Source organism: Paracoccus sigandri (assembly GCF_003709565.1).
Taxonomy (GTDB): Bacteria; Pseudomonadota; Alphaproteobacteria; order Rhodobacterales; family Rhodobacteraceae; genus Paracoccus; species Paracoccus siganidrum.
Genome location: NZ_QNRC01000056.1, coordinates 1 through 13,212, shown reverse-complemented (window position 1 = coordinate 13,212; position 13,212 = coordinate 1). Strand labels below are relative to the sequence as shown.

The 13,212-nt window shown below is 61.4% G+C and carries 12 protein-coding genes, 2 pseudogenes and 1 other annotated feature; of the genes and pseudogenes, 10 read left to right on the top strand and 4 right to left on the bottom strand.

What is annotated here, in order from left to right:
* Positions 1 to 108: 108 nt before the first annotated feature.
* The 4 genes from C9E82_RS22740 to C9E82_RS25470 all read right to left on the bottom strand — a co-directional run bounded on the left by C9E82_RS22740 (position 109) and on the right by C9E82_RS25470 (position 1,749).
* Positions 109 to 534, bottom strand: coding sequence for a class I SAM-dependent methyltransferase (locus C9E82_RS22740; RefSeq protein WP_119899736.1), 426 nt, complete (start codon positions 532 to 534; stop codon positions 109 to 111).
* Positions 535 to 539: 5 nt separating this feature from the next.
* Positions 540 to 950: a VOC family protein gene (locus tag C9E82_RS22735; protein ID WP_119899733.1), complete on the bottom strand. Its 411-nt coding sequence runs from the start codon at positions 948 to 950 to the stop codon at positions 540 to 542.
* Between the two features lie 23 nt (positions 951 to 973).
* The gene (locus C9E82_RS24700) at positions 974 to 1,126 is read right to left on the bottom strand and encodes a hypothetical protein (protein ID WP_183154139.1); all 153 of its coding nucleotides are present in this window, start codon (positions 1,124 to 1,126) and stop codon (positions 974 to 976) included.
* Positions 1,127 to 1,350: 224 nt separating this feature from the next.
* Complete coding sequence (locus C9E82_RS25470; RefSeq protein ID WP_425325181.1) at positions 1,351 to 1,749, bottom strand: DUF1127 domain-containing protein; 399 nt, start codon at positions 1,747 to 1,749, stop codon at positions 1,351 to 1,353.
* Between the two features lie 163 nt (positions 1,750 to 1,912).
* Positions 1,913 to 1,970 (top strand) — a sequence feature (sul1 is cis-regulatory element that is thought to sense ions involved in sulfur or methionine metabolism; They are found in Alphaproteobacteria).
* 74 nt (positions 1,971 to 2,044) lie between these two features.
* On the opposite strand from C9E82_RS25470, the pseudogene C9E82_RS22725 reads away from it, so the two are divergent.
* The 10 genes and pseudogenes from C9E82_RS22725 to C9E82_RS24275 form a co-directional block, all read left to right on the top strand.
* Positions 2,045 to 2,257 (top strand): annotated as a pseudogene (locus C9E82_RS22725) (SulP family inorganic anion transporter); the annotation flags it as partial.
* A pseudogene (locus C9E82_RS25190) lies at positions 2,227 to 2,325 on the top strand (universal stress protein); the annotation flags it as partial. The pseudogenes C9E82_RS22725 and C9E82_RS25190, both read left to right, overlap by 31 nt.
* Positions 2,326 to 2,606: 281 nt before the next feature.
* Positions 2,607 to 2,969: an ArsR/SmtB family transcription factor gene (locus C9E82_RS22715; RefSeq protein ID WP_119899730.1), complete on the top strand. Its 363-nt coding sequence runs from the start codon at positions 2,607 to 2,609 to the stop codon at positions 2,967 to 2,969.
* Positions 2,962 to 3,915 carry an arsenate reductase (glutaredoxin) gene (arsC, locus tag C9E82_RS25465; protein WP_119899728.1) on the top strand — a complete coding sequence of 318 codons (954 nt, stop codon included), beginning with the start codon at positions 2,962 to 2,964 and terminating at the stop codon, positions 3,913 to 3,915. Before C9E82_RS22715 ends, arsC begins: the two co-directional genes overlap by 8 nt.
* A gap of 12 nt (positions 3,916 to 3,927) precedes the next feature.
* On the top strand, positions 3,928 to 5,001 hold the full coding sequence (gene arsB, locus C9E82_RS22705; protein ID WP_119899726.1) for an ACR3 family arsenite efflux transporter: 1,074 nt from the start codon (positions 3,928 to 3,930) through the stop codon (positions 4,999 to 5,001).
* Positions 4,998 to 5,705, top strand: coding sequence for an arsenical resistance protein ArsH (gene arsH / locus C9E82_RS22700; RefSeq protein ID WP_119899724.1), 708 nt, complete (start codon positions 4,998 to 5,000; stop codon positions 5,703 to 5,705). Before arsB ends, arsH begins: the two co-directional genes overlap by 4 nt.
* A 214-nt stretch (positions 5,706 to 5,919) precedes the next feature.
* The gene (locus C9E82_RS22695) at positions 5,920 to 6,765 is read left to right on the top strand and encodes a chromate resistance protein ChrB domain-containing protein (protein ID WP_119899721.1); all 846 of its coding nucleotides are present in this window, start codon (positions 5,920 to 5,922) and stop codon (positions 6,763 to 6,765) included.
* Positions 6,762 to 8,126, top strand: coding sequence for a chromate efflux transporter (gene chrA, locus C9E82_RS22690; RefSeq protein ID WP_119899719.1), 1,365 nt, complete (start codon positions 6,762 to 6,764; stop codon positions 8,124 to 8,126). The genes C9E82_RS22695 and chrA overlap by 4 nt, the downstream gene beginning before the upstream one ends.
* 629 nt (positions 8,127 to 8,755) lie before the next feature.
* On the top strand, positions 8,756 to 12,190 hold the full coding sequence (locus C9E82_RS24280) for a hypothetical protein (RefSeq protein ID WP_147393122.1): 3,435 nt from the start codon (positions 8,756 to 8,758) through the stop codon (positions 12,188 to 12,190).
* Positions 12,191 to 12,207: 17 nt separating this feature from the next.
* Positions 12,208 to 12,924 carry a hypothetical protein gene (locus tag C9E82_RS24275; protein ID WP_147393121.1) on the top strand — a complete coding sequence of 239 codons (717 nt, stop codon included), beginning with the start codon at positions 12,208 to 12,210 and terminating at the stop codon, positions 12,922 to 12,924.
* Positions 12,925 to 13,212 lie beyond the last annotated feature (288 nt).

Here is a 13,212-nt window from a genome sequence, read left to right as displayed (position 1 = left end):
TGGGAAAGAAGGGAGCCAGGCGCGCCATCTGCGCGTCGGTCAGCCAGAAGAGATCGCTCATGTCACCGCTCCGTTTTCGGAGGCGTGAATCACGCAGCGCAACAGAAATCAATGCATCCTGACCCTAAGCGGGTGCCCCGTGTCGATGAACAGCCGCCCCGTCGGTTTCAATGCCGCCCGCAATCGTTCAAGGGCGCGTTGTTCGATATCCGGGTGACGACCGTCCAGCGCCCCGACACGCATCGCAAAGGCGATGTCGAAGGGCTCTTCACCCGGCGGCAATGCGAAATCCTCGATCGCCACTCGCAAGAACCGCAGGCGGCCGGTGGCGATTTCGGCCCGCGATCCGGCCACCGCGCTTTCGATCGCCTTGGCCGAGCGGTCGATGGCCAGGACGAAGCCGCTCCCGATGCGGCGGGAAACCTCGCGGGCCGCCACGCCCGGACCGCAGCCGATCTCCAGCACCCTCTGGCCCAGTGCCAGCGGGAGGGCATCGACGAAACACGCGATGCGGTTCGATATCCGCGGGGCCATGATGCTCAGCCCTTGTCGGTCACCTTCGGCCACCAGGTGCCGAAGCACCACAAATTGCCCTCGGGGTCGCGGCAGAAGAATTCGCGGCTGCCATAGTCGCGGTCGGTCGGCCCTTCCTCGATCGCCGCACCGGCGGCCTTGGCGCGGGCAAACATCGCGTCGACATCGTCCACGGCGATATAGAGCGACTTGCCGCCCTGCCCCGAGGGCGGGCCCACCATCTCGCCATAGGCGTCGTCCTTGTCGTCGCCGCACATGATCATCGACGAGCCGAAGGCCAGTTCGGCATGGGCGACCTTGCCGTCCTCCATGTATTTCGCATGGATGGTGAAGCCGAAGGCCCTTTCCAGCCAGTCGATCATCGCCGCCGCGTTGCGGAAGCGGAAGGTCGGGTAGATGCGTGGAGCCTCGAGCATGCTGTCCTCCTGTCCTTGACGGCCTAGGGTGCCATGCCGTCTTCGGCACCGGTCAAGCCGTCGGCCTCGATGGGGCGGTACTTCACCGGCATCCGGTCCATCGCCGGATCATAGCCGGAAACGCCCTTGCCGTCAGGTGTGCGATGCGGCGCCGGACGCCGTCTGCGCCATGACATCCCGGTGGATCTCCGAATGCGACAGCGCGCGGCGATCAGCTCAGGGTGCTACCGCAGAGCGACTGCCATCTATCCATTGCCACCGTTCACGCGGTCTTGGACATGATGGCGAGCGTTTATCGCATGACCGGGATTCCGAGCATGCCGAACCTCGGTTTTCCATCACCCGCGCATGAAAAAACCCCGAGGCATCGCCGCGGGGTCCGTTCATCGATGGGATGGCCTCAGAGGCCGCGGACGACGCGCTCGATATCGCCGCGGGTCAGGCCGATATCGGTCAGTTCCCGATCCGTCAGCCGGTGCAGTTCGCGGCGGGTGATGCGGGCGTCGTTCCAGGCGGCGACCATCGCGGTTACGCGAACAAAAACCTGACCCAGGCCACCGGCAGCAGCACGGCTATGGCTCATCTCGACAGCGGACATCTCGGCACCTTTTTCATCTTGCCCATCCGGCGGGCATGTTTCGGACAAGACGGATATAGGCTGGGCAGCTGACGGGAAGTAGCCGTGATACCGGCAAACCAGCCATGCATTCCGCGCTGCAGCATAGGCTGCGGACGGGCGGGCAGAAATCACGTCCCTGCCAAACCGAACATTCCAGCCTGCTCCGTTGCCGATCGGCATTTTCCGCGACGACCGCCCAGGCGGGGCGTGGGGAAAGCGTCTTCGCCATAGCAGCACGGCGGAGGCAGGGCCGAAATGCCGGCAGGATCGCTGGCGTCCGCTCCGGTTTTGTTGTTCCGGGTTGCAGATGCGCGATGTTCGCGCATAACAGCCAACCGAAACGCATGGAGCCGGGTGCAACTCCCGGCTGGCTCTTCCGGCCGCCGATCCGCCGGACAACCCGAACCTACACCCCAAGATCGAAAACTCGACATGCGGCCCCATTCCGGGCCCTGATCGGTCAGGAACGGATGACATGATTTCACTTGATGCCTACCGGACCCAATGGTTCGGCAATATCCGCGGCGACCTGCTGGCCGGGCTGGTCGTGGCGCTGGCGCTGATCCCCGAGGCCATCGCCTTTTCCATCATCGCCGGCGTCGACCCGAAGGTCGGGCTTTACGCCAGCTTCTCCATCGCGGTGCTGATCGCCTTCATGGGGCCTACGGCCATTCGCGCATCCGCAGCCTGATCATCGGCTCCACCACGACCGCCATGATCCGATCCTGCAAGGTGTCCGTCCTCCTGATGCGCTGACCTCATTTCGCCGGCATCATCCCGCCTCGGCGAGATGAGGCGGGGGCATCCGAACCGAGCTGCAATGCGGCACTGCCGCATCCGGACGGCCGTTTTACGATGCCCCTCCTCCGGAAGCGGGCAAGCCAGGTCCAAGCAAGGGCTGCAACTGCGCCTCTGCATCTCATCACCACGACGGTTGCAGCCGTTCGCAGCGGCGCAGGATATCACCCCCGTTATTTCAACTTGCGTTGATCCATCCCGAGGTGTTATATATCAACAAATCTTGAGAGGTTGATTCGATGGAAGAGCAACGCGCCCTTGCCGGCTTCGCGGCGCTGTCGCAGGAAACCCGGCTGCGCATCGTCCGGTTGCTGGTCAAGGCCGGGCCCGACGGCATGGCGGCCGGGGCCATCGGCGAGGCTTTGGGCGGCGCCAGCACCTCGCGGCTGTCGTTTCACCTGACCCATCTCGAACATGCCGGGCTGATCCGGTCCCGGCGCGAGGGGCGCTTCATCATCTACAGCGCCGTCTTCCCAACGCTGGCCGGGCTGATCGCATTCCTGATGCGGGATTGCTGCGACGGCCACCCCGAGATCTGCGCGCCGGTCGCGGCCGCGCTGTCCTGCTCCTGTGAACCCGGCAAGGATGCCCTGCATGGCTGACGCCTCGCATCGTGTCTTCAACGTGCTGTTTCTCTGCACCGGCAACTCCGCCCGCTCGATCATCGCCGAAAGCGTGCTGCGCAAGGAGGGCGGCGCGCGGTTCCGCGCCTTCTCGGCCGGCAGCCAGCCGAAGGGAGAGGTGCATCCGCGGACCCTGAAGATCCTGCAGAGCTACCATTACCCGACCGAAGGGCTGCGCTCGAAAAGCTGGGACGAATTCGCCGGGCCCGACGCGCCGGTGATGGATTTCGTCTTCACCGTTTGCGACGACGCGGCGGGCGAGGCCTGTCCCTATTGGCCGGGCCAGCCGATGACGGCGCATTGGGGCCTTCCAGACCCGGCAGCCGCGACCGGCAGCGAATTGCAGCGCGACATGGCCTTCGTCGAGACGCTGCGCTACATGAAGGCGCGCATCCAGGCCTTTGCCGCCCTGCCGATCGGCACCCTGGACCGCGCCAGCCTCGTCTCCAGGCTGCACGAGATCGGACGCTCCGAAGGCGCGGCCGGGGCGGGGGCCGGCATGGACGTCGTGATCTATCACAACCCCGACTGCGGCACCTCGCGCAATGTGCTGGCGCTGATCCGCAATGCCGGGATCGAGCCGCATGTGGTGGAATACCTCAAGACGCCGCCCTCGCGCGCGATGCTGGTGAGGCTGATCGCCCGCATGGGCATCGCGCCGCGCGATCTGCTGCGCCAGAAAGGCACGCCCTATGCCGAGCTTGGCCTGGACGACCCGGCGCTGACCGACGCCGCGCTGATCGAGGCGATGCTGGCGCATCCGGTGCTGATCAACCGCCCCATCGTGGTCAGCCCCAGGGGCGTGCGGCTTTGCCGGCCCTCGGAGCAGGTTCTGGACCTGCTGCCGCCGCAGCGCGCCGCCTTCAGCAAGGAAGACGGCGAGCAGATCGTGGATGCCCAGGGCAACCGCATTCGCCCGGCCTGAAAGGAATAGGTGATGACCCCCGACAGCCCGGCCCGCCGGCTTTCCTTTCTCGACCGCTACCTGACCTTGTGGATCTTCGCGGCCATGGCGCTCGGCATCCTGCTGGGCACGCTGTTCTCCGGCCTGCCGGATGCGCTGAACGCCATGTCGGTCGGCTCGACCAACATTCCCATCGCCATCGGGCTGATCCTGATGATGTATCCGCCGCTGGCCAAGGTCCGCTACGAAGACTTGCCCCGGGTCTTTGCCGACAGGCGAGTGCTGGTGTTGTCGCTGGTGCAGAACTGGCTGATCGGGCCGGTGCTGATGTTCGCCTTAGCGGTGATCTTCCTGCGCGATCATCCCGAATACATGACCGGGCTGATCCTGATCGGCCTGGCGCGCTGCATCGCCATGGTGCTGGTCTGGAACCAGTTGGCGCGCGGCGACGGGCAATATGTCGCCGGGCTGGTGGCGTTCAACTCGATCTTCCAGATCCTGTTCTTCTCGACCTATGCCTGGCTGTTCCTGACCGTGCTGCCGCCCTTGTTCGGGCTGGAGGGCAGCGTGATCGAGGTGGGCTTCCGGACGGTGACGGAGGCGGTGCTGATCTACTTGGGCATCCCCTTCGCCGCCGGTTTCCTGACCCGGCATGTGCTGATCCGGCGCAGGGGAGAGGAGTGGTATCGGGACGTCTTCCTGCCGAAGATCAGCCCGATCACCCTGGCCGCGTTGCTCTTCACCATCGTCGCGATGTTCAGCCTGAAGGGCGGCGATGTCGTGCGCCTGCCGCTGGACACCATCAGGATCGCTATCCCGCTGGTGCTGTATTTCGCCATCCAGTTCGTCGTCAGCTTCGCCATGGGCCGCCTGATCGCCCGGGACTATCCGCGCAGCACCGCCATCGCCTTCACCGCCGCCGGCAACAACTTCGAGCTGGCCATCGCCGTCGCCATCGCCGCCTATGGGTTGGCCTCGCCCGTGGCCTTCGCCGCGGTCATCGGCCCGCTGGTCGAGGTGCCGGTGCTGATCCTTCTGGTCAACGCCGCCCTGTGGCTGGGCCGCCGCTGGTTTCCCGCAGCAACCCCGCAAGAGGCCCGCGCATGATCCCCGACCTGCCGAACCTGTCGCCCGACTGCCTGCGCGCGCCCGCGATCCCCGACCTGCCGCGTGCGACGCATCCGCCGCGCATCCTGCTGCTCTACGGCTCGCTGCGCGAACGCTCCTACAGCCGCTTCGCCACGCTGGAGGCCGAGCGCCTGCTGCGGCATTTCGGCTGCGAGACGCGGGTGTTCCACGCCAACGGCCTGCCGCTGCCCGAGGATGCCGACCCGTCGCATCCGAAGGTGCAGGAGTTGCGCGACCTGTGCCTGTGGTCCGAGGGCCAGGTCTGGACCAGCCCGGAACGCCACGGCGCAATGACCGGGGTGATGAAGTCCCAGATCGACTGGATTCCGCTGTCGATGGGGGCGATCCGTCCGACGCAGGGCCGCACGCTGGCGGTGATGCAGGTCTCGGGCGGCTCGCAGAGCTTCAATGCGGTGAACCAGATGCGGGTGCTGGGCCGCTGGATGCGGATGCTGACGATCCCCAACCAGTCCTCGGTCGCCAGGGCGTATCAGGAATTCGACGAGGCGGGGCGCATGCGGCCGTCGAGCTATTACGACCGCATCGTCGACGTGATGGAGGAACTGGTGAAGTTCACCCTGCTGACCCGCGACCGGTCGGCCTTCCTGACCGACCGCTACAGCGAGCGCAAGGAGACGGCCGCAAAGCTCGAGGAACGGCTGAACCTCAAGGCCGCGACTTGAGGCCGGAGAGGCCCGATATCGGGTGGGGGGCGATCGCGAGATGCACCCGGATCGCGCCGTAAAGGGCGATCGAACCGGGTCTGAACCGGGCAACCGTCTTGACATTCCATCGTCGTCGTCGGAATTTTCCGGCATGGGGTCTTGCGACGCCCCACGAGGCGCCAGCCGAAGTTCGCGTTCCATTCCGACAACTCACTCAATGGAGGGAACGCAGATGCCTGCGCCTGACGCCATAACCTGCGACAAGCTCGCCAAGCTGATCGGCACCGCACGATGCCCCGTCGTCCTCGACGTGCGCCGGGCGGATGCGAGAGACACCGAACCCCGTCTCATCCCCTCCGCCCGATGGCTGGCTGAGGATGAAATCGCTCCTGCGGCGCTTTCGGAACTGGCCCGCAGCCTGGACCGTCCGGTGGTGGTCCTTTGCGCCGAGGGACACGGGCGCAGTCAGGGCGTCGCCGCCTGGCTGCGCCATGAAGGGGTCGCAGCCGAGTATCTGGAGGGAGGGATGGCGGCATGGCTCGCCGCCGGCCTGCCACTCGTCACGACCACGAGGATCACCGGCCATGATCCGCAGGGCCGCAGCCTGTGGGTGACAAGGGCGCGGCCCAAGATCGATCGCATCGCCTGCCCCTGGCTGATCCGGCGCTTCATCGATCCACGGGCGGTGTTTCTGTTCGTCGCCCCGGCCGAGGTCCCCGCAGTGGCCGAGCGGTTCGGCGCCATGCCCTTCGATGTCGAAGGCGTGTTCTGGAGCCATCGCGGCGAGGACTGCACCTTCGACGCGCTGCTGAAGGAAACCCGGTTGAGCATCCCGGCGCTCGACCGGCTGGCTTTGATCGTGCGCGGCGCAGATACCGCCCGCCTGGACCTCGCCCCCGAAGCGGCGGGCCTGCTTGCGGCGTCCCTGGGCCTGTCGCGGATGTATTCCGACGATCTGGAGCAACTCGATGCCGGATTGCAGCTCTATGACGCTTTCTACCGTTGGGCGCGCGATGCCACGGACGAGATCCACAACTGGCCCACCAACGCCAGGGGTACGGGCCGGAGCGCGACATGAAACGGCGTGATGGATTTCCAACGCTGGGTCAGGCCACCGGGGTCTGGGCCAGGATCGCCGCGCTGAGCTTCGGCGGGCCGGCCGGCCAGATCGCGGTGATGCACCGGATACTGGTCGAGGAGCGGAAATGGCTCGGGGATGCGCGATTCCTCCATGCCCTGAACTTCTGCATGTTGTTGCCCGGTCCCGAGGCGCAGCAGATGGCGACCTATATCGGCTGGCTGATGCACGGCGTGCGCGGCGCGCTGATCGCGGGGATGCTGTTCATCCTGCCGGGTTTCATCGCCATGATGGTGCTGAGCTGGGTCTACGCGCTCTATGGCGACGTGCCGGTTGTGACCGCACTGTTCTTCGGGCTGAAGGCTGCGGTGCTGGCGATCGTGCTGCAAGCGGTGTTCCGCATCGGCAAACGCGCGCTGAAGAACAAGGTCATGCTCGGCCTGGCCGCCGCGTCCTTCCTGGCCATCTTCCTGTTCGATGCACCCTTCCCGCTGATCGTGGCGCTGGCGGCGGCCATCGGCTGGATCGGGGCAAAGGCCGGGATTGCGGCCTTCCGGGGCGGCGGCGGACATGGCTCGACAGATGGCGCACATGTCAGCGACGCCGACACGATCCTTGGCGAAGACCTCGATCTTCCGCCCTCGGCGCGCAGAAACGCCTTCCGCGCGGGATGGGCGGCGGTCGCGCTCTGGCTGTTGCCGGTGCTGCTGCTGGTCGCCCTGGTGCCCGGCAGCGTCTTCACCGACATCGCGCTCTATTTCTCGAAACTCGCGGTGCTGACCTTCGGCGGGGCCTATGCCGTGCTGGCCTGGGTCGCGCAGGAGGCGGTCGGCAGCTATGGCTGGCTGCAGCCGGGTGAGATGCTCGACGGTCTCGGCATGGCCGAAACCATGCCGGGGCCGCTGATCAAGGTGTTGCAGTTCGTCGGCTTCATGGGGGCAATGCGCGAGGCCGGATGGGCCATGCCGCTGCTGGCGGCAACGCTCGGGGGCATCCTGACGACATGGGTGACCTTCGCGCCTTGCTTCGCCTGGATTCTGCTCGGGGCACCGTTCATGGAAGGGTTGCGGGAAAACCGGGCGCTCGCGGCGGCGCTGGCTTCGGTCACGGCGGCGGTCGTGGGGGTGATCCTCAATCTCGCGATATGGTTCGCGATCCATGTGGTCTGGCGCGAGGTCGAGCCTTTCGATTGGGGGCCGGTCTCGACCAGCGTTCCGGTGCTGGAAACACTGGATGGCTGGGCGATGGCCCTTTCGGCGCTGGCCATCCTCGCGGTGTTCCGTCTGAAGCTCGGCATCGGCCTCGTGCTTGGTGGTGCGGCGCTGGCTGGCCTCGGCCTGCATCTGGCCGGGGCGATCTGACGGCGGATGGCGAGGCCGCTGCCCGAACCCCGAAGAAACCCGGATATCCGCGATGCCAGGGCGGAAGCAGGTCGCCCACGGTCAGTTGATGGTGGTGCTGCCCTGGTTCGCATCACATGGGGATGGTCGGGCGGCATGGTAACGGGCAACGTGACGCTCACCTTGCAGATCGTTGGCGAGTTCAGCCGGTTGACCACACCTGGGAACAGTGGACGGAACTCCGGGGCCGATCACTTGCGCCGGATCAGTCTCCAACGGCAGCAATGGACTCTCGAGCAACATGCTGCGGGACAGCAAGTGGCAGGTTTGGCTGAGCCGGGCGATCTGCCCCCGGACAGGCAAGGTGCGGCCCAAAGCCGACGGTCGAGCCGGGCCGCTGCTGCGTAGCAGAGCGCCCGAAAGCCGCCCTCCGCGCGGTGTGTAGCATAGGCTTCCCCGTATCGAGTGAGAGATCAGCAGTAGTCAGGCGCGACGGTCGACGCGTCATGGCAGGTCGCGCCAGGGCGAGCCCGTCCCGAGCACTCAGAAGGTCCCGTTCAGCACCCGACGGTCATCCACTCGCGCCACGCCCGGACGCTTGCTCTTTTCGGCGGCATAGGGCTAAATGCCACAGGAAAAACTCTTGTCAAATGGGTGAACGCGATTTGAGCGAGACAGGAAACACAGAAATGTCGGCGGCGCAAACTGTCCTCCAAAACGCAATCATCGCCGATGTTCCTATCGTTGCCATACTGGGTCAGTCGGTCGGCCAAAGCCACGGGGAGACGGACAGGGTTTGTATGGCAGCCCTTGAAAGGCGGAGAATATCTGGGTCTTCTTGGAATGATATTTTCACCCAAGGTCCTGTCGATAAGGAATTTTATGATTGGTTAAATGAGCGCTTTGAAAGGCAAAGTCCTTCAAGTGAGACAACTTCCATCGCCGACGCCCATTTTTCTGCAGTATTCACGTCATCGATCGATCCAGTTCTTAAAAACCTTTTTGGTACGGACGGCCGACAACCAGATCCCGTTTTTTCGGGTGATCCACCGCCCCCGGTAAGTCGAAGCAAGCTCAACCCGCGCATCTTCTACCTTTTTGGCGCCACCGGTACCGGACAGTTTGAGCCTCCCGTGAGCAGACTTGCTTTGAAGGCACGTCGTGCTCAGCATGCTACACCGATGCTGAACACTTTGTTCGACGTAGCAACTCCTCTGGGTGTGGTTGTTGTGACCGGCTTGCGAGCAGGAAAAGACTGGCTTGATCCTAGTGACATCCTTGGGCAGTTGAGTCAGGCGCCGACAAATAGCGTTCTCTGGTTCGGGTCCGATCCAGGCTTCGAAGGAGATGACGCAGAGATCTTCGCCGAACTGATCGAAGCGGGGATTATACTTAGAGATGAGCGCTCTCTCGGGGCAGTCATTGCTGAGGCGGCGGTGGTGCGTCACGCTGCAAGGCTGCAAACTTGGAACGAGCCAGGCATCGTGTCGTTCGCTGATGGCAAGCGCCTAATCACAACTGCGAGCATGCGACTGAGCACGGAGGCTTCGGCCTCCATTATTGATGATGCGTGGATGGACCACCTCCAACCATTGGAGATGAACGCGCAAGAAGAGAGCTTCTCTGTATTCCATTCCGTTCCATCGAGCGCTCGGATTCTCTTCGATGGAGTTCGCCGCGGTTACGCAATACAGCGCGAATTTGAGCTTGAGTTGATGAAGGTTGTCGAGAAAGCGCTCGGCAACCACGCCAACGAAAAAGGAGCAATTGTTCTCAGCGGTCAATCTGGCGTTGGCAAATCCATAGCGCTGTATCGTATTGCAAGTTCCGTCCGAGAAAAAAAATTGGCCGCAGTCTTGTTCGCCCGTGATCGGATTCCACTAGCTGTAGATCTCGCGGCATTCCTGTCCGACGTTGACAAGATAAATCAGGTAACATTGCTGATCGTCGATGCGCTGGCAGCGCCGAAGAGGTACGATGCTCTACTGGAAAGCTTTCGTAGTCGTGGTCATCGGATTGTAATTATTGGCACATCGTACAGCACCGAACTCGTTGAACACCGTCACAATGGACGCCTGATAAAGGCACCGCCATCGCTAAGCGATCAAGAACGCACGGCGCTCATGACACTGGCAGAGAAATTCTCTAGAAGCCAGAAATTTGATGAGAAGTTATCTTATTCAGTCCACGCACTCGCACATTTTTTCTGGACGCTCCCCCAAAGCCGAGCGCAGCTTGCAAGAGGACTTGGACACGAGGCACGAAGCACGGAACGAGTGCTCAGAAATCGAGGGAAAGCGAAGAAGCCGGTTGAGCCGATCGGGGCACTTGCATACGCGCTCATGGAGGCGGGATATCAATCTGAGATACCCGTTCTAACTCAGCTATCAGTGGCTGAGGGGCAGGATGACGCGGCGGGAAGACTCATAGATTATGTTATGGCTTGCTCTCGTGTCCACAGATGGGTGCCGATCAACCTGGTACTCAGAGCTTTGTTGTCGGAAGGTCTAAATTCTCAATCTGGAATAGACGTCGATCTCGTACGACATCTATTTGAGGGAAATGATCTTTTCCGATGGCGCTACGACGACATTCGCGAAGACCAGCTTCTTGTTGGCGCGCGACTTCAACTTGAAGCGCAACTAATCTGCGATCAGCGATTGGGCGGCCCGGCATACGAGGTAAGATCGATACTCGAGCTGATATCAAATGCGACCCGAGCAGGGCCGGAGGGCTCTGAAGAAACACGTTTCGTCGCAGATATCGTCTATGCACTAGGTCCTGACGGCCCACTTGGAGAGCGCTATGCTGAATCCTATGGTGAAATTGCTCGAGCGCTGACCGCGCTCAGAAAGGAGCGCGGTGTCCGTAGCGCGCGCCTGATGCTACAGGAAGCTACTCTGCGTCGACACTTCATCCGAAAGAATGAAGCACAGATATCCGATGAAGAACGTACACGATACCTAGATGAAGCCCGTGAGGCCATCGAAGAAGCGCTATCCGATATCTCGCTGCCTAGCAGTGGGATGAGGGCTGGACGCCGTACAATTGGGTACCTGTGGGTGGAGCGCGCCGCAACCTATGGCTTTCTCGCAACCTCAGCGGGGAGAAACCAAGAGGCAGCGGAGGTGGTTTGGGGGCACTACTTGGCTGCGCGCCAAGCCGCTCGTAATGCAATCAGTAAGGCAGGAACATACTTCCCAATCGATATTTCACTGTGGACCTCCATCGGGGTTTTGGAATCCAATGTCGATCTAGGCATTGAGCGGAGTACGGAGTTAAAAGCGGATATCTTGTCAACCATAGAAATGGTTAACGTAGAGGAGCTTGACGTAGACCAAGCAGAAAACTTCCACCGCCAGCGCCTCCGCGCCGCCCAACTCCTAGGCGACATGGAGCTCAGTAATGACGCATTTCTCGCATTGGACCTCGTTGGTTCTGCAGTCGGTTACTACTTTCGTGCTAGGAAACTGGCTCCTGGGCGGCCTAAACTTGACGAGCCTATAGGCTCGGACGTGCTTGTAAAAGCGGAAGCAGCCGCCAAATATCTGCTGCAGCACCGAGATCGAGTCGCAGATGACCCCAGATGCATCAGGCTGCTACTCAGCTGCTTTTGGCTCTGGAAGACCGGTGGTTGGTTGCTGCAGGGACTACACCAGCCTATCCCACCGTTGGATTCCGACAGAAGTGAGATCCTGGGGATTCTCAACGATTTATCCTATGCGTCGGGCGGCGACCTACAGTCAGACTTCAGGTATCTCGCGGCAGTCTTGAGCTGGTTGACCGGTAACGAGAAAATGGCCGTCGAGCAGTTTCGGCAATTAGCCCGTGATACCGAATACGTCGAAGGTAAACGAGTCCTGCCGAGAAACGTTATTACGAACGAAACTGGTGAGCCAGTCACTTTCAGTGGTGTGGTTCAAAAGAAGTTCGGGGATCGGCGATGGTCAATCCATGTGCGGGAGCTGAATCGTAAGGTTGACCTTGTTGAAAGCGAATGGGCAAGGGATGTATCAGTTGGAAAAGAAATGAGGTTCGCCATCGCATTCAACTACCTCGGCCCTATCGCAGTAAGGCCGAAGTAGAGATGCTGATACCCACTATGGACAAGCTGGTAAGCCGAGTCGAGGCGCTAAGACAAATGTGCCTTGAGAACCTGAAAAGCAAAGAGATACGCGAGATTTCGGTGGAGTTGCCGACGCCACCGTTCGACGAACTTTACTTCCGAAAGACGGTCGCTTGGTGTTATGTGCTTTTTCATGAAACAGGGCCATTTATCAGATTCTCTGGGAAGTTGTTGCGAGCCAATCCACCAGCGAGTGAAGCTTTTGGGAAGACGAAACAATTCATCGATTGCGCTCGCACGGCGCACGCTCACAATTTATCTAAAGATCAACCAGGCGATCAAGCAAAGAAGCGAACATACGACATCTGGATATCGGAACACGGCGGAGCGCCGACGAACTGGGAAAATTGTTGCCATGCTTTGTTGAATGAAGCGGAACATATTCTTGTTTTGATTGAAGATGCTTATGCTACGCGTTGCGCAGATCAAACTGACCGGGAGGCTCTATGGGAGAGCTACAAGCAAGAAAAACTGACGTTCTGGGAAGCTCACGAATTTGACCCGTTTGTCGAAAAAGCAGCTAAAGAAATGGATATTGATGGCTTAAATTGCACACAGTTTCGAAATGCGGGTAAACGCGTAGATCAGTGGCGGATTCTGGTGGCTATGTTTGACACACGAGAAGCTGCAGAAAAAGCAATAGAAAGAGCAATCCGCAGTGAACTGATCAATGTATTCGGCTGCGCCCCCTAAAGTCTGTGCCTTTTCGCACATCTCCATAAAACTGAAGCTTTAAGACGAAATGGTTCTTGACTGAAGACTTAGCTTTGTATCGTGCGTGTCGATCCCTTTCGAGGGATGCTCATGACTTTGCAAAAGCCGATTTTGTCGTGTTGCTGTCGCTTGAGCGAAGACAGTGGCCTGCCCCCATAGGGTGGTCCGGTTTCAGCTTTAATGCATGATCGGCTTTTCTGCCATGGCCTGTGCAGATGACGGTGCCGATCCACGCGGCGGCGCAGGCCAGATGATGGCCTCCGGTGC

Coding starts and splice junctions, on each gene's coding strand:
- C9E82_RS22740 (WP_119899736.1), bottom strand. CDS start 534: ATGGCCCCGCGGATATCGAACCGCATCGCGTGTTTCGTCGATGCCCTC.
- C9E82_RS22735 (WP_119899733.1), bottom strand. CDS start 950: ATGCTCGAGGCTCCACGCATCTACCCGACCTTCCGCTTCCGCAACGCG.
- C9E82_RS24700 (WP_183154139.1), bottom strand. CDS start 1,126: ATGTCATGGCGCAGACGGCGTCCGGCGCCGCATCGCACACCTGACGGC.
- C9E82_RS25470 (WP_425325181.1), bottom strand. CDS start 1,749: ATGCCGATCGGCAACGGAGCAGGCTGGAATGTTCGGTTTGGCAGGGAC.
- C9E82_RS22715 (WP_119899730.1), top strand. CDS start 2,607: ATGGAAGAGCAACGCGCCCTTGCCGGCTTCGCGGCGCTGTCGCAGGAA.
- arsC (WP_119899728.1), top strand. CDS start 2,962: ATGGCTGACGCCTCGCATCGTGTCTTCAACGTGCTGTTTCTCTGCACC.
- arsB (WP_119899726.1), top strand. CDS start 3,928: ATGACCCCCGACAGCCCGGCCCGCCGGCTTTCCTTTCTCGACCGCTAC.
- arsH (WP_119899724.1), top strand. CDS start 4,998: ATGATCCCCGACCTGCCGAACCTGTCGCCCGACTGCCTGCGCGCGCCC.
- C9E82_RS22695 (WP_119899721.1), top strand. CDS start 5,920: ATGCCTGCGCCTGACGCCATAACCTGCGACAAGCTCGCCAAGCTGATC.
- chrA (WP_119899719.1), top strand. CDS start 6,762: ATGAAACGGCGTGATGGATTTCCAACGCTGGGTCAGGCCACCGGGGTC.
- C9E82_RS24280 (WP_147393122.1), top strand. CDS start 8,756: ATGGGTGAACGCGATTTGAGCGAGACAGGAAACACAGAAATGTCGGCG.
- C9E82_RS24275 (WP_147393121.1), top strand. CDS start 12,208: ATGGACAAGCTGGTAAGCCGAGTCGAGGCGCTAAGACAAATGTGCCTT.